This is a genomic window from bacterium (assembly GCA_021108215.1).
Taxonomy (GTDB): domain Bacteria; phylum Oederibacteriota; class JAAXVQ01; order JAAXVQ01; family JAUVAV01; genus JAIORK01.
The window spans coordinates 1-22,264 of sequence record JAIORK010000049.1 but is presented as its reverse complement, the minus strand read 5'-3'; the positions used below and the strand labels follow the sequence as shown (position 1 = coordinate 22,264).

General features: G+C 44.0%; 1 protein-coding gene. It reads right to left on the bottom strand.

The features are described 5' to 3' along the window. Positions 1-351: 351 nt before the first annotated feature. Positions 352-21,996 carry a hypothetical protein gene (locus K8S19_11125; GenBank protein MCD4814229.1) on the bottom strand — a complete coding sequence of 7,215 codons (21,645 nt, stop codon included), beginning with the start codon at positions 21,994-21,996 and terminating at the stop codon, positions 352-354. Between the last annotated feature and the right edge of the window lie 268 nt (positions 21,997-22,264).

Genomic DNA, 22,264 nt, shown 5'->3' with positions numbered 1-22,264 from the left:
AGTGGAATAAACTGGACTTGTTTTGCCCTTTTTTCATTAATTAATCCAGGATAAGCTTGCAAAAAAAAACGGAAAATAGCGTCATACTTAAAAAACCATCCAGTCTGCCCGGCGGATGCCGGGACACGACCAGACGGCTTTTTTATAAAAATACCATGGGCTTACCTGGCACATGCCGGGTAAGCCCATGGTATTTTTGTCGAGAGATGTTCGCCCTGCCCCAAATACGGCAGGATGTCGCACCGATCTGCTGAAATATCAATTCGGTGCTCCACCTTCAATCGGCGATATTAACCCGCTTCATTGATGGGCTCTCACACCCATCGTGTTCGCACTAGCACGATAAACAGTTTAAGCCGCCGCTCCGGTGACTTTAAGCTTACGCTGTTTAATCGGACCCAAATTGCGCATATTCAGTTTGATACCCAATTCTCCCAGACGCTGAATAATGCGTCCTAATTTATAATCCTGTTGCAACATTTTCGGTTCTGTTTCGGGCGTCAAAGTTACAACCAGAGCATCCTTATAGTGGTGATCCTGCATTTTAATATCAAACCCCAGGAAGCCTAAAACTCGTATCACTTCTTGCGTGAGTTGCAATTTGGTTTTATCCTTCAAATCACTCTCCATGATACGCACCAAATGAGATAATATAGATTGAATTGCACGACTGCGGTTGTGCTCGGAAATCATGCGCTGCGTACCGCGAATTTTCAAATTCTGTAGTGCTTTATTAAATTTCGGATCATCCAGCAATGCCAAAGTATGCAAACCGGCATTGTGCGCTTTTTCGTTTTGTGCTTGGTCACCTGTGCCAAATCCTGCTGTTTGGATTTGTTTCCGTACAGTCATGGTCGGGTTGATACGGAAAGCCACCTGCTCCGCAATCTGCCAGCGCATCAACCCGCCGGCAATGATAAGGAGTACCGCAGGAATACCGATAATGAACATCACCGGCACACCTACCACCATCGTACCGACGATACCGACGATCGCCGCTGCCGTAATCAACGCCACACCCATTCCCATGATTTGTGTTCCATGACGCTTGATTTTTTCCAATGGATTTTTGTCCTGGAAAATTTCTTTGCCCGCAAAGAGCAGCAATATTTTTTCAGCCAAAGAGGGATTTGCCATCGCAAGATAGTCAATGTAATCCACCCCAAAGCGTCCCTGGAACTCTTCTTGTTTGGCAATAAGCTCATGTCCTGCGAGTTTTTTAATTTCGTTGGCCATCGCACGCATTTTTGGCATCGCTTCATTCTCAAGTTCACCCATTGCCAAATCCAATTCATTCACTTCATTACTTCTCACTTCACGGCCCAACCTGTTTTTGATCAAGGAATAAAAATTTTCCCCGCCCAGAACCACCCAAGACTCGCCTTGGATCCGGTTTTGTAGTACCTGCCCGTCAAAAATAAATTGTTTCAAAAATTCAGCCAACCCAAAAGAACCATATTCTTTAAATTCAGGATGCTGCGCCAGTTTCCCTTGAAGGATTGACGTTTCAGCAGTTGTAAAAACATTCTGAATAACCGCCATCAGCACCTGATTGAGTACGGCTTCAGAGGCGTTTTTGTTCATGAGGTTGAGCGAATTCCGGGTCACACGAATTTTCATACCTGTTTGTGTTAACGCATCTTCCGCAACCTGTTCGCCTTCCGAAGCCAAATCAATTTCAGAAACACTTTCCAGCGCTTGCGGGACCATACTGAATATTGCGGCAATAAGATGCATGTAGCCGTAATTTTGCGCCCATGCACCGGCTTTCAACCTCACATTACCGAACCGGTCCTCCGCCATCAATCTTTGCAGAACCGCAAAACCGGTTTTCCCGTCTTTGGTCTTTGCCTTCTCCATTTCCGATTTAAACGCATCCACCAGGGATTTTCCTGCCCGGGTCACTGGTTTTCCCGAAATATCTGCGCGTTTTTCACCTTTGCTTTCCGTTGGAATATTAACCATCACTTGATTTTCACCAACTTCACTCACATTGAAAACTTTTTCCGTCACTTGATTGTACAACGTCCCAACACCTGCCGTGGCAATCGTCGGATTCCCAAACAAGCCAACAATGAGAAGCCCGATTGGCATGGCCCATTTCATGAGTGGTGACGATGGCGCTTTTTGGGCATCCGTATTCTTTGTCATGCGTGAAACCAGCGGCATAAATATCATCCCTCCAAAAACACCCATCATTAACGTCGTTACCGGAAGACTGGTCACACTCATCATCCCGACAAACAGCGTCCCCATTGCCATACGGGTGATCATATTGGGCTGGATCACACCTTGTGCGGCCTTCGTCATCGGCACCACAAAATCCATCCGATTGAAGTTGCGCACCACATTCTGCCAGGTCTGAACACCCTTTTGCACAGACTGGAATTGACGATGACGCAATTGCGATTCTACAGCTGATTGTACCGCATCGCTTTGTCGCTCAACAATTCTTTGCCGTGCCGGCAGACCGGCCAGCTGCTGCGAAATGTCCAGTCCGTAGCGCTCGGCCAATGATTGCGCCTGCGCCAACTGCTGCTGCACATACTGCGTGGCCTGATTCAATTTCATTGTCCGGCCTTGATACGTCAAGGTCGCATCCGAATTTGCTTTGAGCTCCTGGAGCTTCGGATTGACATTGGCTATATTTTGGAGGGATTGGTTGAGCAATCCTTTCGCCTGATTCGGTTGATTCCAGATCATCCATGCCTGCTTTAATGGATTATTTGTTTTGGAATAATTCCGCACAAACGCAATATCACTACCATACTTGTTCTGCAAAGCCGGTTCCATCCAGTTTTCGCCAAAGTTCGCTTGCTGGGCAGCAACAAAGCTCTCATCTGTGCCGGCATTCCACAAACGTGTCGTCTCGTTAATTGCACCCATAGTACGATTGATTTCAGCTGCTTTGATATCCAGATTGCCGCCCAAACCGGGTACACTCTTTAAAACAGAGCCTATCCGGCTGTCATTAAATGACGGTACTTCAACATCAGAAACCGATACATTTTCCGGAGTCGCTATCCCTTCAGTATTAAACATCACACCATCTGACACACCACTCAATTGCGACGTATAATCGGCATTATGAATCATCTGAATCGCATCCGCCGCCGTATTGGCCAATGCCAACTTGGCAGTTGCTTCATCAGTGTGTAAATACTTTGCTGCTTGCGCCAATGTCATTTGCGATGATGACGTCTTATTATCCCTGGCGCTCCATTCCAATTGCTTATGTGTTTCATTCCACGACTTTTCAAATGCTTCCGACACTTTAGAATCAACCTTGCTTTCCTTGGCTGCTTTGGCAACACGACTGGATTGATGCTGCAGCTCGCCGATTGCCGAACCACCGGTTTCCTTGGATAACACCTTCTCCATCAATCGTTTACCCACAACATATAACTCTTCAAATGTTGTGGCTTCCGCAAAGGTATTCACCTCTGTACGTACCGGCATTTCATTTTTCTGCAATGCACGCTGGGCACTTTTGATTTCGCCCAACTTCTTTGTCGCCTGCATCCAGGTTTTAAGTGACATATTTCGTGATCGCCATGCATTCTTTCTGACATTTCTCCAAACTTGTGCCGCATCATTCAGATTACTCGAAAAATTATTTTTAACATAATTGTCATTTAATGTCTTCGCCGACTCTTTTCCTGCCATGCGCAATTTCAGATCCGCACTGGAACCATGTTGATTCAAAACATCGGATAATGCCTTGTCAAATATTTTATACGCACGGCTCTCCTTATTTTTACCATTCATAGCTTCTTTGAGAGGATTTATCACCATACGGTCACGGAACGTATCCTGTACAGCAAAGCGCGTAGAATCGCCTACCAAATCAAGTTGGCGGAATTCCGCATTGAGCTTCAGCTGTTCCGCCAGACTTCGATTACTTCCTTTGGCTAACAACCGAATAATCTCACTATTCGTCGCATTCATTTTATTGTCTTTACCTGTAATCGACTCCAACAACGATCTTATTTCCGGCGAACGCTTTTGAATATTTTCATTGGCATTTTTCAAAACATTATCCTTGACCGCCAGATAACGTTCTGTTTTCCAGGCCCCTTTTGTATGGGGACGTCCTGACCTTAAAATAGTTTGTGTCAATAAATCCGCCGACATTTTTTCCGCACCCCGAACAACTAAAATAGCGTCATTCTGGAAGTTTTTACCAACCGCGCCCTGCTCATTAAAAATACTGATCTGACGATTTTTCATAAATACCTTCCCGGTATTCTCACCCGTCACTTTATCCGCTTTTGCTTTATGTGCCTGAACCAATACCTGAACACCATCTTTTATCTCAATATAATCATATTTTCCTTTATTTACCTTCCAGCCCTCATGCACTGTGACATTTTTCGATTTAACCTCTGCTGACTCCAACAATTTCTTGAAATCTTTGGATTTTGCCAATGCCTGACCCGTGCCCTTCTTCACATAAAATCCTGTTCCTTCAGCACTGATCACACTGATTATTGCATCATTCACACCCCTTCTTTTCAAGTCCGTCATATATTTATCCACTAATTCCAACTGTTTAACAGGATCTGCTTCAAATACCATGGCATCCCAGTTCTTTTTATTGACCAATGTATCGATAACCGCTTTATCTGCCTTTGCCAAATCCGCCTTGCTCATACTCAGGACTTTTCCGCCGGTATTCTTAATCATCGTCTGTATATCAAGCATGGAGGTACTGATATGCCTGGAGGAAGAACCAATTTTACTTTGCATGAGGCTTTCGATACCTGCAATGGTCCCGGACGCCCCCACAATATGCGCACCATTATTTCCGGCATACATGGCAGACATGGATGTCTGCATTGAGGTATGATTGACACGTACTGACGTATAAGGATCAGCGCCGTGTTTACGCACCGCTGTAATTTGTCCTACGATATCATTACTAATTTGTTCAAACTGTATCTTCCCCAGCATATCCACCGGATAAACCAACCCGTTTTTCACGAAATAAGAGCTGTATTCTCCAGCCCGTCCGGTTTTACTATACAACGTTCTCAGGACAGATGAAATCTCGCCGGCTTTATACTGTTTCAAAGATTCGCGGGCAGCATGATTGAGTTTGATCTCACCATCCAAAAGCATAATTTTCTTTGTTGACGCATTATTCAATTCAGTCATTTTTGATCCACTTAATTCTTTTCCGCGATAATCCTCTACCTTGAATCCCTTGCCCAATTCACCCAATCCCTTATTCCCGGTTTTTTTCGCAGAAGACTCAAATGTTTTGGCATTAAATCCAATATCATTTAACAATTTGTCAATTTTTCTTACCAATTCCGCTTTTGGAGCCGACACATTTCCGCCGATAACCGCGGAAGTTTGTGATGTCGCTGCCATGTGCACTTCATCGATACCAACATGATTGGTTCTTTGCAATGCAGCACGCAATTTCTGATTACTGACTTCCGCATTTCGCAAATGCGCGCGCGTGGTATGATCAAACACAACCACTTTTTTCGAATTATTTAAAGCATCAACCAACTCGCGATACTTTCCTTCACTATGTAATTTATTCCCGTTAACGAGTTCAATACCAAATGCTTTTGCCAAATCACCCTGTTTAAGCGATTTGCCATGACTTCCTTTGGTATCCTGTGCTTCGTTGAGGTATTTATCAATTGCAGGCGCATCATCAACCAAAATTTCTGCGCGCAATGATTTCCCGGTGAGTATCTTTGTCATGCCCGGGAACATGATGAATGGATGCGTCTTACCACCACCTGCACGCAACCCTGCGTTGCGCTTGCCAAAAAACTCACTCAACATCACGCGCTGCGCCACACGTGTGCTGGGATACCCGGTGAGCCGTTTAAACACCATTTCTCCATAAATCCGAACCAGACGCGCATCCTCAATTGATCCTGCCCGCATGCTGCCATCCTTTAATTTTTTATTACGCAATCCCTTAAAGGCTTTATAAAAACCATAACCATCGGTTACTTGCTCCGCTTTGGGTATTACTTTTTCTAATTCTGCTTCTATTTTTTTACTTGCATCTTTATGTTTTTGAATTTCAGATGCTTTCGCACTTTTATAAATTTTCCCATAATGTGACCAACAATCCTTAAAACCCTCAGTCGTCATATCCAGCTTTTTATCATAATGTCTTTCAGCTTCCGCCTCAGACATGTTTTTCTTTTCAACTTTGGTTTTGATTTTATTTAATATAATAGCAATTTCCAAAGAGCTCTCGATTTCAAGCACTTTCTCCATTTTTTCGACCATCATGGTTTCCGCGAAAGGTGTATTCTCCAACTTGGTTCCTGCTTTTTCCAATCGCTCGATACTTTTCAACACCGTGTTCAACCTTTTTTGTTGCTTAACATATTCCCTCCCAGTCGTTCTCCCTTCAGTTTTCGCAACCGCAAGATCATGTGTCAGAACATCAGCCTCGTTTAATTTGTCAATTAACTTTTCTTGTTTTTTAATTTCAGTTTCAGATGTAACCTTTTTAAGCTGTGTCATTTGAAATGCTTGTATTTCATTCATTACGCGTTCATTAAATTTCTGCGAATGATGTTTATAATAAGCTTCAACGTTTTTTTCGCGCAACTGCACCTTGCCCTTCATCCCCTGGATTCGATTAAATTCCGTTAACAAGTCGCCTATTCTTGTCTCTTTACTTTGTCGCGTTTCCATGAATTCCCGGAATGCTTTCCCGGCTTTCGACGTCATACTTTTAGCAGCTTCAATTTTAGCCGCGTCCTCCAGCGTCATGTTCTCGCGCTTACCTTGCTGCTTCCGAAACACTTCCCATTGCTCAGCACTTGATTTCCCAAGTTTCAATTTTTCCATGGTCAATTTTGAGCGTCCTAATTTATTCATCAGACCCTGATTATTAAATTCCGCCAAACTTTCTTCTACTGTTTTCCCTTCCGTTTGCTTCACATGAAACTTCAGGAATTTATTTATCTTCGCCATTTCGGTATCGCTAACCAGACGTTTTGTCCTCATCCCATCCAACATCTGACTGACTTGAAGATCACTGGCTTTGAGCGCTTTACGATATTGCGCCTTGTTTTTACCGTTCCGGAGTCCGTTGGATTTGGCGCCAATTCCAGCGAGCATATTTCCGGCGCGAGAATAGGCTTCAAGGGCCTGTGCTTTCTTCATCTCGGTTTTTGTGCCTTTTGCGTCCGCTTCTAACTTCCCGGCAGCTTCAAGTTGTTTGTTCACCTCAAGCATTGTTTTTTCATACCCGCGTGCTTTGGCCAGCTTAGCCAAAGCCGTTGCGCTTAAATTTTCAAGTAATGTCCTTTGTGCAATTGAATTTAATTCCTCAAAGCGTATTTTCTGTTCTCCCAAACTTGTTTTTTCGAATATTTCAGCTGTAAATTTTTTCATTTCAGATAGAGCACCGGGTTTCGCAAATTGTTTGGATAATTTTTCAGCAAATAACCGGTTTTGCCCCAATACATCCATCTGCCTTACCAAATCATTTCGAAGTTCATCCACTTTGTTTCTATTTTCAGCAATTTTATCAGCAAAATGTTTTTCCATTATTTTCAAATTTCTTTCTGTACGAACCTCTTTCGATGATTGAACATTTCTCATCCGACGTGATTGAGTACTGATCTTCGTTTCCAACCTCACTATCTCTGCAATTTGATTTTCGATATTGAGTTTCTCCGGTTTTTTTGCCGCCGCGTTTCTTACCACTTTTAACCCGCCTGCTTCCAAAGCTTTTGAGGCCCTGATCACTTCCATTCCGGCTTCCATGCGTTTAATTTCCATTTCTCTTGCTCTGGCCTCTGTTTTTTCAGTCGGCATGCGCATTTCAGACAATGTGGATTCTAAATCCGCCTTTTGTTTTTCCAACATTTCCGCTCGTTTTTGAATCCGCTTACTTGTCGAATTATTTAATTGTTTTAATCTTTCCAATTTCGCACTGACGATTTGATTACGGTTGTTTAACCGTCTGGTTTCCGCCGTTATATTCTCGCCTGCTTCAACAAATTCTTTCACAGCCTTCTTCAGTGCCTTAAACTCTTCAGCATACTGCTTGACGCCTTCTTTACCCAACATGCTTTCAAGCATTTGAGTATCGATATTTAATTTATTCAATTCCAGGTTAATACCTGCCGCACTTTCTGAAATCAATCCACCGTGAGCCATCAATTGCGTTTGTTCTGTTTGTAATGCGTTTTGTTTTTGAAGTAATTTCTGGATTTTAGCAGCCCGCCCACTGAAAGAAAGTTTGCCGGTAGCTACTCTCGCCAATTTGGCATCTGTTTTGGCTATTTCATGCGATATATTTTTAATCGCCCCCATCGTGCCTTCCAATGTTGAGGTTTGTTTTTCCAGTCTGGCCTGTTCAAAAAGCGCGCGTTGACTTGAAGAATATTTTCTTATCCCAACACCAATCCCTTCAATCAATTTCAAACCTGACACGACTTTCGCAACTTCATACCCTGTCTGTAATGGATCTTTTAATAAATCCAAAGCCTTATAGGCGGACATACTAAAAGGATCAACCCCTGACGCCGTTTCCGCAGGATCAATGTCTTTTTCCGATTTCTTCGCATCCTCCGTCTTGCCTTTACCCTTTGCATTGCCATTTGCCCCAGATGAAGTTTTGACTTCACCCTTTGCTTTTACTGTTATCCCTTCCAGGCGCTCCAGTTGTTCTATTTCATGTTTGTTCTTTTTAGCATCAAGCCCCTCTTTGGCTCTCCTTAAATCCTTTACCGTACCTCCCCTGTTATTCAAGCCAGATTCACCAGTAACTTTTTGTATCAACTCACGACTTGCCGTCTCAACAACGTTTTTCCTGAGGTTCCTGGGTACATTTCGAAGCATTTCTTTGGCATGCACGGCATCTACATTTAATACATAATCTGCCATTTGTTTTGTGAAATTATTATCTTTAGCGAACTCTTGCATTTTTTTAGTTGCTTTTGGATCTTTGCTGATCTCTTTGGTCAATCTTTTCGCCAAGTCAGGAATTTCACTTTCCAATGCAGTTTTCACAAATGATTTTAATGTTCCTGATTTTGATTCGCTCAAAGCCTTGACCAAAGCCTCCTGCATATTGCCTTGTTTCGACAATTCCATCATTTGCTCACGCATAAAACGCCGTTCACCTTTACTTGCCATTTCAGCAAGTTGCTTCATAACCACTTTATTCTTGGCACCTATATTCATCATTTGCTTCCGCGCGCGTGAATTTCCAGGCTGGAATATCGCATCAACAAGATCAGGAACCTCACTCTGTTTTTTTGCTTCTGCTTCTTCCTTGGTTTTTCTTTCCATCTTTTTCTTTGCTGCTTCGCTTGTTCTTGCTTCAAAAGCCTGTCTGAGTGAACCTTGTTCTTTCCCCAACGCCTTGACCAAACTTTCCAAACCACCTGTTTTTTTAGCAGCACTATCCATAATTTTATTCATCATCGTATTATTCAGTTTACCTGTCCCGATGACGCTTGCTGCTTTCACCGCATTTTCACCGATAGATGAACAGGTTTTGTCCACAATCTTTTGTGTTTTGGTTGTTTTTTTGCTAAGTAATTTCCCGCTAACTTTTGCCCCAAGGGCCGGCGATGCCGTGATCAAGGCTTCCAACAGGCCCGCAGCACTTTGGGTTCCAGTTTTCCCTTTGGCAGCACTTTGGATCGCATTGAGTGTCTCAACAGGATTATTCATCGTTGCCAATGCCGCGCCATATTCAGCATATAATTTATTCAATTTATTGGCTTTAAACATCATCTGTCGCAAACTCGTGGATTTCGCCAACTCAGTGCGTGTTGATCGAATTTTTTGTTCAACACGAGCGCGAACTGCTTTTCTTCCGGTATTATTCATTGGTTGGACATTGCCTTTCGATGAAAGCGGCATCAAATCTGCAATTGTTTTAACAACAAAACGATTCATCCCTTTCATCGGCATACTCGCGATCGATGAAATTTTGCCAACAGCGGCACCAAGCCCTCTTCCCATGATATTCAATTTGGGAGCAACACTATTTCTGAAAAATTTCGAACCATTCATATATCCATCCATTTTCAAACGGAAATCATTTCGCAATTTACCTACAAATGGTTTTGTCTCAACACGCCCCAGTGTTTTCAAGAGCGACATATATCTATTCGTCTGTTTCGTTGTCATTTTAGACAATGATTCTACAGCTCTAAATTTTCCTTTTACGGACATATTGCCGGAGACAATTTCCACCATAGCCGCTCTGGCTGCTTGTGATTTAAACGTGATTTTCCCGCCTTGCCAGGTTGCCGACCAAAGTCCTTTCGCGATTCCTTTAACACCACCGGTATTCGCGATCTTGAACCCTCTCACAGCAGACAACGTAATAATTTGCGCAGATGCATAGGCTGATTTTGCTTTTCCAACATAACCCTTAAGCATATGCAGCGCAAACGCCACCTCAATGAGTGCTCCAAAAGCGGCAACATACATATCCGCTCTGGCATAACTTCCGGCAGATTTTGTAAATACCGCACCAATGGCATGAACCAAATGTGGCAATGGTTGAATAATAAAATGATTCAATGTATTTCCAACCGAAATGGCAACAGAGGCAGCAAACCCTAAAATACCTGCACCGCCATGATGGGGCAACTCCGCCAAAACACCGGCAGTGATAAGCAGCGTCCCGGTGCCGGTTGCTATCGCGACAATCAATACGGCATTTTGCGCAACAACTTTCGCAAGGATATACGCACCGCGGGCAACACCATTATCCCATTGTCTCAACACATTATCCGCAAATGTATCGAGCGGAACTGTAATAACCGAAGCCGCAATTTCCAGCGTTGATAAGAATGCATTACCCATCCCCGCAAATGAATATTTCAAATTATGCATGAATGAATTTTTTATATCCCCCAAATTATCAAATACACCCTTGTCACCCTCCCAATTATACATTTGCATATTATCAACTGTTGTATTCCAGGCATTGGCAATACCTTCTACACTGGTATATATTTTATTTGTCCAACGCTGACCCAATTGTGTTTTATCAGTACCTTCCGCATCAACCGTCATCGCAAAAGTTTGTTGCGCAGACATCGCACCTACTGCAGAAACCATAGGCGCAATAGCAAGTACACCAACAACGCTCATAACAGCAGCAGTGGCAACGACACTGACAGCCGCCGCTGCAGCAATCGTCGCAACCACCGGCGCCAAGAGAACAGCTGCCGCTGCAACAACAAGCCCCTGTATGATAACTTTGACCACACTGGTTTTGGCATGATTATCAGGCGCAGTAATTGTATATGTATTATCAACTTGGTTGAGCGCGACGCTTAAATTTTCACCTTGTTTAATTTGTTTTCCATTGATGACAATTGTATCAATGAAAACACCTGTTTTAGTATCCGTGGTTGTTGTTTTGGCATTTTTCACCCCGTTGGCGTCAAACTCTATTGCCTGTCCTGCCACCAAAGCTTGCGTGGTTGATACAGTTGTGCCTACCGTTTTTTCAATTAAAGTCGGTTTCCCGCCCGCCGTAAATTCTATGTGCTCTTTCACCACACCGTCGAGCGCATGCGTTTCCGTTTTTGATATCCCCGTATCAGACAGTACCGTGTCTGCTGTCGGACCATGCCACGACAAGTATGAAAGCAAACTGGTTTTTTGTTCCATTTCAAACGAACGAACCAACCCCTGGGTATCTTCATATCTCACACCCGTAACATGCCCCTCGTTATCATACGTAACAATATAATTTGTATTTGCATCCGTCCCGGTTAATTTACTCTGCATATCTTCCAATGCTGCAGTCCCGGCAAGCGCCCTTCCCACACCTTCCAGAGTCATCGACTCCTCGCCTTGCCAGTCGCCGGTTTCAAAACCGCTTTTCGGTATTTTGACCACTTTCGCACCGATAGTACTATGCATCTCAGGTGCTTCGACCATACCCGAAGTCTTAACCAGATCTGCGCTCCAAGTCTTCCCGTTTGTATCTTCAAAAGAAATTCTAGTGGCAGTTACCATCGTTCCGCTGGCATCAAGTTCGTAATCTATCGAAACTTCAGTTGATTGGAGATCAACGCCTTTTTCTTGCATAAAAGTTTTAAGTTTTTCAGTTTCTTTCCGGCTGATAAGCGGATTATCAGCCGATGCAGCCAATTCTCCATATGTCATCGTCTTAACCAAATCATATTTAATATAACTGTCCTGCGTTTTTGTTTTCCCGTTTTCAACTTCTGCAATTGTTTCTCTAAACTCAACATCCATCGAAACTTCTTTGTCACCTATTATCTTTTTCTCAGTACCACCATACCGTTTCGTTGTCTGGACATAGCTTTTCTGATCGCCTTCTTTGGTCATGCTGGCGACCGGGTCCAGACTCGCACCATGCGTCTGTGTTGCTTGAGCAGCCTCTTCTTTTGTATAGTGGGCACTCACGGCAATACTTGTCTCAAAAATGGTTTTGCCGGCGGCGTCCATATACTGCGTGGTTCTATTCATAAGCAAACCATTTTCAACCTGTATGGTTGTTTCCGACTTGTTATATTTTACACTTTCCTTATTTCGGCCCTCTCCCAATTCCAACTTATCATCTTGATTTGTTGTTATTGTCCGCGTGTAACTATTAGGATTTCCATCTTTGTCAAATTTGCTATTTTCAGTCGCTATCGTTTTTACAGTCTGCAAAACAGCTTCGCCATTCAAAACCCGAGTCGTACTTTTCCGTGTTCCTCCATTTTCAACGACCATCGTTGTTACTGTTTTATCGTATGCAGCGCCCTGAAGCTCGCCTTTCTGATAATTTGTTACTGTTCTTGTATAACTTTCCGGATTTCCTTTTTTGTCAAATCCGCTATTTTCAGTCGCTGCAATTCCCGCCACCTGCAAACTATTGTTGCCACTAAATATTTCAGTCGTACTGTGAACAGCGCCTCCATCTTCAAACTTAGTTGTCGTTACTGTTTTATCATACGCATCACCACGAAGTTTGCCCCCCTGATAATTTGTTACTGCCCGTGTATAACTCTTTGGACTTCCTTTTGCCGGACCTTCCTCAACAAACTCGCTATTCGCAGATGCTTTCATTACAACAGTTTGCAAAATATTTTCACCATTCAAAACCCGAGTCGTACTTCCCAGCATGTTCCCATTTTCAATCTTCATCGTCGTCACTGTTTTGTCATACAATTCGCTATTCAGGCTGCCAGTCTGATGATTGGTTATAATTCTGGTATAATTTTTCGGATTTCCTTTTGCGTCAAAATTTTCTTTACTCTTATCGGTCACACGCATCTCAGTTTTTTGAATTTCTACTTTCCCGGCAGCCAAAACACTTGTAACATTTCCTATCATGTGCCCATTTCCCACCGTCACTTTGGTTACGATTGTGTCGTAGGGCGATGATTTCTTCCCTTCACTTTCCAAAACCCCATTTTTCGTTGTTGTTATTTCCCGCGTGTAACTATTAGGTCGTCCTTGAGTATCAAAACCAGTCACATTCATCGTAACTTTTCGTGATGGTATTGTGTCACCAACTTGTGTTCCGTCAGCTGCCAATGTTTTAACATCTGTTTTCGTACTTTCGCTGCTCACCTGCCTGCCGTGAGCATCCATCACTATTGTGTAAGTATTCGTCACATATGTCTCACTACCTATCTTTTCCCCCGCCTCATTGCGACTAATGTCTTGTCCATTCTGCGATACCCCCCCTTCACGTATCCTCCCGGTCAGTTCACCAGCCGCATTATACGTGAAGGTCGTTGTATATTTATCTTTCCCTTTACTGGCAATTTCGCGTCCTATGCCATCCAAAGTCTGTACAGCTAATTTTATATTTTCTTGTCTTAATGTTTTACCTTGCGCATCCATCACCACTGTATATTTGTTATTTTTACAAACCTCGGTACTGATTATATTACCTGACACATCTCTACTGATTTCTCTCACACCTTGCTCTGTGCCTACACGCACGCTCCCAGTCAATTTACCTGAAGACGGATCATACGAATAAGTCGTTGTATGATTTATTTCAGCTTTTTCCGAAACAACTTTACCATCCCTGGTTGTTATTGCATTTTCACCGGTCACTTTTGTTGATTGTAGTTTGTTATTTTCATACACAGAATCACGGGAATATTCCGATATTTCCAGAATACTACCATCTGCCATCTCCTGTACCATAAACGCCGTAGAATACTGCTCTCGTGTTGTTTGCATACTACTATTACGGGTCGTAATGCTGGTGTAGGCCACACCATTTTTCTCACCCTTCGTCGTCTGCACAAATTCATGATCTGTGAAATTCGTTTCGGTTCTTTGCCCCTCGGCATTGGTCAAACTACAGCTAAAATTGACATCCTTACGTTCGTAGATCTGCGTCGCGGTTTGATCCTGATTATTTGCATCCCCGGACGAAACATTACTACCGGCCGTGGTTGCCTGATCAAGCGCGCGTCCATTCTTGGCAAAACGCACGGCATTACCGCCATCCACATTTTTCATGAGGTTGCCTTGGGTATCCAAACCGTTTACAACTGTAAATGAATTATCTTTGTTATAAAAAACTTCCGTATCCCCGGTTTTAGAATACATCACTGTTGTATTCATCAATTCCGAGACACCCGCAGGCAATACCGTGCTGGCTTCGGACTCGAAGCTTCCATAGACTGCCGTATAATTTTGTGTTCCCAGTGTCCCGGTCAGTGTGATCTGATTATTTTCAGTCATTTGAAAAGTCGCACCTGACAAATTCCCAGCCGGGAGTTCCAATGTCCCTGTTGTACCCCATGCTTTTATGGCTCCCCCGCTTGTATAACTGACATTCCAAAAAACCGACTGAGCGTCACCCGCACCTGCTTTGTCCATCGCTTTTGTGACAACCTCATCCTGGACACCAAACAATTTATACGACTTATCCAGTATGTTCGTGACTTTCAGAACACTCCTGCCATCTACAATGACGGTCTTTGTTTCGAAATTGGGGTTTTCTTTATAAGCACTTTCTATTTGCGCTGCTGACTGAGTTAAATCCCGATCAGTTTGAATACTGGCTTGACCACTTGCGATGTCCATGGCATTCGCAATCGCGCTGAGTTCAAATGCGGAATTTTTCAGATTACTCATTTCAATTGCAGACATAGTAGACAAATTACCGGCCGCAGTCTGTTCTAAAACCGCATCTAACTTATCCGCTGCCATGTTGAGAAAATCACTCGCGGCACTGCGTTTATCCGCATCGCCAAGCATCTTCTTACTCATATCCTTGGCTGCTTGAGCAAAACCCTGTCTTAATTCAGCGGACTTGCTCAAGCCCTCGTTTGAGATGGAGTCCATTTGTTTTTGGACCATATCAGCCTGGAACCCCTCAATAGCCGTACTGGCATCCTGCAAGAGTAATTGTGTGAGCTGTATTTTTTGCGTATCTGTCTTTGCCTGGGATGCAGCCTGATCATAGGTTTCCTGCTTCCTGCCATCAGCACAGGTCTGCGCATCCAGTAAATCATAATTAAATTTGCCTGTACTTCTCAAATCATCTTTCACAACATTACCGAGCATTCCTTGAACAGCTGAATCTGCGCCATTGGCATTTTTGAGCATGTTCGCAGTCGCGAGGGTTTCCTGCGACTCCCAATTTTTCATGGCATTTGCTTGTTTTTCCTGTTTTGCCGGATCATTTGCGTCAATTTGTTGCGAACTGACCAGATCAGCAATTTCGGTCCGAATGGTTTCTTTGGCTTTCTCGCTTCCGATGTCAGAAATCGCACCTAAGCGCGCCACTTGTTTTTCACTGTCCATTTTTTTACTGGCTTCAAAATCTGAATGAAGCGCCTCAACCATATTATCCGCAATGGTTTGAAGTTTTTCCGCCTCAGCTTTTTTCTCATTCTGCGCTTCAGATGTGGTCGCATTCAAAGCTTTCTGCATTTTTTCTGTCGCTTGTTGGTTGGCCGCTTTCCCGGTTCTGGAAAGTCCTGAAGTTTTCACATCTCCTTTTGCCGTTTCAAAATTAACGCCGGCACTTTCCAAAGTACTGGTGATTTTCTGATTAAGCTGTTTGGCGGCAGTTGCTTTGACATCCGAAGAAATTTTATCATTAGATGCGAGATCTGAAATAGCTTCATTCATTTGTTGGGCGGCACCGAGCTGCATTTCACCTTTGGTTTCGACAGACAAGGCATCACTTGCTTTAATGGCACTCATCGCCTTATCAAAACTATCGCTGGCTGCCTGAATGTTTCCTTGTTTTGCCTGGATTGAACCGCTCACCAAGTCCACTTGTGCCAAAGATTGTGTATCAGGTACGTTACCCTCCCCGCTCTGAACAGCTTGTGTCTGCGCCTGTGCAATATAATCTTGTACAACCGCAGATGAAGCGCCGGCTTGCTGCGCCATCTGTGCCGCACCCAAATTCGCACTGGCAGCTGCAGAATGATTTCCCAGCGCCGCATAATTCGCAGCAGCAGTTGCCATGCTGGATTGTATTTTCTGTGCCTCACCCGTCGAGAGTTGCGAAACATCCACCGGCTTATTGCTTTGCAGATCTACGGCCTGCGCATTTCCTGCTGCATCAACAAAAACCCCGGTTTTACTATTCGCGGGTTTATACAAACTGTTGCCATTGTTATGAACGGTGCGTTTATCACCAAAAGTTGTTTCTTCAACAGTCGTTTTACTCGTCTGTTCCGTCCCATAGGTCAGTGCATTGCTAAAGCTCTCCCAGGCCTGTGTCAGTGCTGCGTTATTATTTACTAAATCATTCTGGAAACCATCAGTGGATTGCTCGAGTTGTTCCTGCATCTCCGATTCCGTGATCCCCTGATCTCCTGCAAGTTCTTTGACATCATAGACTTCTTTGACGTACATTTTTGTCAACATTTTTTGGAAAGCTTTTTGAATTCCAGAGGCTATACTGGTGGTGAGCATTTGGCTCAAACTGGTCCCAAATGTCTCGCGACCAAAATCCTGGAGTGCATTAAGGCCTTTATAACCATCTGTCTGAGATGCCTTTGTGTCTTGGCGGCCGTCGGTATTCGCGCCTTGGGATTGGGCATCTGTTTTCGTTGGATCGTTTGTTTTCTGATTTTCGGGGGTATTGGTATTTTCATTTGTTTCCTCGTTGTTGCCGCCTTCAGCATTTCCACCTTCAGCAGCACCGCCGCCGCCTTCACCACCGCCGGATGACACATTTTTTTCTGATCCAGTAGGAACTTCGCCCTGCTGTCTTCCCTTCTCGGAATCATGAGTACTGGTTGAAGGATCGCTATTCACACCCTTTTCCGATTGACTATCCAAATCCTCAACTTCCTGTCCTGGAAGATTCTCATTTTCAGGATTATCTTTACTGGTTGCATCACTGGTCAGACTTGGTTGATCGAGGGGCGCATCAGAATTGGCCGGATCTGCATTGCCATTATTATTCGCCTGATTGCCCTCTTTGAGCGGATTAATCCCTGATGTCTGTGTTTGAGGTTTTTGGGCGGTTTGATTTAAATCCTGAATTTGTTCAGGCTGCTGTTGTGATTGATCATTCTGATCTTGCTCGTCCGGTGCATCTGTTTTGGCAGAATCTGATGATTCCTGGCGTTGATCCGACCTGTCATTCTGATTTGACTCAGGTTGACTCTTCCCAAAATCAGCAATGTTAGTATTATTATTTGTATTATCTTTAGACGTGGTTGCCGGTTGATTGGATTGCTCACTTGATTGCGGCGAATCAATTGTATTTGAAGTTTCCCGTGTCGATTCTGTACTATTTGTCGCAGAAGGATGTGAGTCGGTAGATGTGCTTTGTTCTGCTGCATTAATCGCGTCTGAAGCCTTGGACTGCATATCCCCACTTCCAGCGGCCTGTCCATCACCTGTTGCAAAAACCTCACTTTTTGTATTGTCAAAATGAGTCGTACCCATACCGGCTGGATTGTCACCGGCACCAAGTTCTCCTGTTGTTTCTCCCGCTTCAACGCTCATGCCATCACCTGGTTCCGTACCATCCCCCAGATCCGCCACCCCTGCTTTTCCAGACCCTTGCGCCCCAAGGCCGGTTCCCTTGGCACCCGCACCTGCACCAATATCCTTCACACCGGTACCGGCACCTCCTGCCCCGGTACCGAAAGAGGCATAAGAAGCACCCACAACAGCTGCGCCGGTCATTGAAGACGCAAAAGCTACTAAGAAGGGACTGGTACCATTCGCTTCCATCTTATCTTCCACATACGCTGTGGCAGCGGTTTTTGCCATATTGGTAATAATCGCCGTAGTGCTGTTCATCCCCTTGGCTGTCAGACCGGCGGTGATTGATCCTTTAAATCCCTCTGTAAATCCTTCTGAAAATGATGTCGAAGTTGCATTGACATCAATTTCCATTTCATTAACCGCACCTTGCGCAATACCTGCTGCCACTGCACTAACCACCATTATCACCAATGCCGTGCCAACCGCGCCAAGTTTATCTGCCAATCCGCTCTTTTCTAAAACAATACTCGCGATCTTTGTAACAACTTTGGTAATCATGTCCTTGACCATCGTGACTATATTGCCCATAGCATTTGATAATGCATCGAGTGTACTCGTGAATGCAGTTTTCAGAGCATCAATCATCGCAGCAGCACCTTGGGCAACCGCTTTGGCTGCTGCGACGATAGCGTTGGCTACCGCCGAAAAGACCATAGTGGCGGCTGCCATCACCGCCCCCATGACCATGCCTTTAAAAACATTACCTCCATTTTGCGCAGCATTAATTGCGCCGAAAACCGCACCAGCCAAAATGGTCCCCAGCGGCCCCATAATACAGGTCAGAATCACGGTGACCACAATTTGAATCACCGCCATGATGATTGCCTTAAACCATCCACTTTTTTTGGGTTTTTTATAGTGAGCAGGATCAACCTGTTTGTTGCTCATATCAGCCATCACCAACTGAATATAGGCTGCCGAAGATTTCAGCGCATTAACAATTGTATTAATAGTCATCGTACTGTTGCCATTGGCATCCAATAGTCCAATATTGATCAAATCCTGAATTGACGCATCGGCCATACCGAGATAGTCTTTGGCAATATCCTTGAGCGCGTCAATCGATGCAACACTGTTTTTATATTCGTCGGTTTTCATAAAAATTGCATCCAGTTTATTCACATCCCACGCACCGGAAAGACAATTCGCGCGCCATGCAGAAATTTCCGCTGCTGTGGCATCACGCCGGAAATAGCGCTGGGCATAATCATTAACATAATCAACAAATCCCTCGCCATTGATAAATTCAGGCGTGGCTCTTATCGCTTCTTTAAATTTCGTGGCATCAAAATTGCCTGCAAGTCCCTGCGCAAGATAGGTATCCAGTTCAGCTTGCGTAGGCTCCCTATTCAGCATACTTTCAAAAGAATCGGTAACGACTTTCGTGACATATTCCGCACTATTTTTAATACCTGCACTAATCTCTGCGAATGTTTTGCCTTCCCACGCCGCATAATCCGCATCAGTAGCATCACGGCCCAGCATTTGACCGTAATAGATATTAATGAGCCATTTTCGATCATCAGCAGAAATACCATCCGCACCCCATAGGTCACCATCCGTATTAATCCCGCCAATCACCTTACCTTCTTTATAAAATGTATAAGCTACCTTGCCATCTTTATCCATCGTGACTTTCCGGCTCAATTCCCCATTGCTGTCATAGCTGTAATAATTCCAGAATTTATCGCCATTACTGCAATTCATTGCCTCCGATGCCAATAAACCGTCTGCATTATATGAAAAATAGATGGTGCCGGAGCTGTCCGTTACAGTACGCGTAGCACCTGACTCATATAGATCACGCGTCGTATCATCGGCCACTTCGCTATATGTTGCAAAATTCCCTTCAGTCGCCCTGCCCTGGGAGTCCCATTTCGTGACAATAATTCTGGTTCCATCTGCACGGGTAATATGAGTAACCTTGCCTTCAACATTATACGTAAAGGTGTCGCCCGCACTACTGACAGCTGCGATAACCTGACCATTATCACTAAAAGTATAGGTTAGATTCGCTGATGTTCCTGGTGGCACTGAAACATTGTGAACAACGCCATCCTGATCAGTTGTAGATGTAATCCGGTCGTAACTATCATAGTTATAAGTCATGCTGGTGCCGTCTTTGATATTTTCATATCGGGTCCTGTTTCCGCTGCTGTTATATGTAACCCGATAGTGACTATTCGTACCAATCACTTCCATTTGTTTAATATTGCCATTGCTATCAAAAGAATAATAACTTGTCGTACCATTGCATTCTTCCACCTTGCTGACGATGGTGCCTTCCTTATTATAGGTTGCTGTCACGTTGGTAGTTTGGGTTGATGAGCTCGTCCACTCGAATTCTCCGTCAAAGGAAGATTCGTCGGTGGTGGTGGTCGTAGCGGTCTGGTAACTCGCTGTCACTGTACCATCAGCGTTATATGTATATGTTATATTAACGCCATTATAAGACCCCGAAGTATTCCCGGCTTGTATATCCGCCTGAATTTGAGCCGCAGACGGCCCATTGATACTTGCACCGCCCGCTGTACTGCTCCAATTCGAGCTATTTGATGTTGCTGCAAGATTGCCATGATTATTGTAACTTGACCAACCTGACACATTTCCGTCTTCATTATATGTATAGACAATATACGCACCACTGGAAAAATCCTTACGCATTGTATTAGTCGCACCAGTACCTGTTGTGGTTGATGCTGCCGAGACACTGCTTGAGCTTGTGGTCGAACTGGTAGTGGAACTGGTAGTAGAACTAGTAGCGGAAGATGTTTTCGAGGCTTTTGTCGAACTTGTTGTTGGAGAAGTGGTTGAAGCAGCCGAGACATTGTTAGAAGTGGTCGAAGCAGTGCCTCCCGAATCGGTTGTCGAAAAACTCCATCCATTTTGCAACTTTCCGTTTTTATAAACCGCCGTGCTCTGAACTGTGCCTTGACCATTCACACCTGTTGTCACGGTCGCAACAACCGCATTATTTTGTAATTTATCCTGCCGGGTGGCGGTTCCGGTTTGGGGAACAAACCCTGCCGCCGGAAGTGTATGCGAGACAGTCGTACTGCCATTATTGTTGGTCGAGGCATAATGCTGGTTTAAATCTTGCTGCGTTGTTACAGAAACATTATTGACAATTGTATTGGCAACACTGGCCGGCATGTTGTTCATGGCAGATGTCAAGCCGCCTATCGACATTTTATCCGCCACCTGCACCGCAACATCACTACTCATATTCGTTAAAACATTGGCAACACTTTGTGGATCCGCACCGGGAGCAGACAGCGTATCAGCAATCTGCGTGACGTTATTCTCAATATCTTCCAACTTGTATTCATCCAGATTTGCAACCGTCACATTGTTACCGCCGGACATATAGCTGGTAATCATATTGTTAACCGAACCATAGCTATTAGTAAGCCGGGTTATATCTTGGGTCGCATCCTGATCTTGACTCGACGTCGTGCTTGATTGATTCATCGTGCGGATCGTCGAATTTTTCGCGCTTGTATTACCAACAGTGGTTTGCGCCACCGTATTTTTAATCGTCGAAACGTCTGTAGCAGTATTCGTTGTTTGGGAATTGACTGTATCCAAGCCCTGTGTGATCACTGAATTGACTGTGTTCGTTGACCGAGTCGTTGTAGCAGGTTCCGCCGCTGTCATAACCGGCGAATTCACAGTATTCGTGATCTGAGATATTTTCCCAAAAAGATTAAGATTATATTTTTCAAAATAGCCTACGGTATTTGTCGGTATTTTAATAGTCGTTGTCGGAACTGTAATATTAAGTATAGGGAGTTTAACCTGTGGAATAGTGGGTTGCGTGTAACTTAAGCTGCTGACAACATATTGATTGTACTCAGCTGCCAAAACCGGAAGACCCGTCCCGGTTATAATAAAACTAACAGCCGTAACCAGACATATCGCACGACGGCCTTCCTGGCGGATCGCTCTGAATGTTTGCCGCCAAAATTCAGACAATAATTTTTTTATATTTTTTTTGCAATCCGTGAGTGGTTGCATCCCCATCACCCCACAAACATTTTTTTTAGCATTTATTGCTAAAATGCTTATATTTCGCAGTATTTCTATACTGTTCAAATATATCACAAAATACTGCAATTACAAAAATTGCATCTTTTTTTTATATAGCCGGAATATGACAAAAATCCCAAATGCTAACCTCATTTTGATTGACTTTTTATATACTAGTGTAGTGTCTGTGAATTGTAATTACAAGTGCGACAAATTGGGATAAAAAAGAGTCCCTCGACTCAAGAAAACTGATAAT

Excerpts from the sequence above, each read along its gene's own strand:
- K8S19_11125 (MCD4814229.1), bottom strand. The coding sequence starts at position 21,996 with ATGCAACCACTCACGGATTGCAAAAAAAATATAAAAAAATTATTGTCT.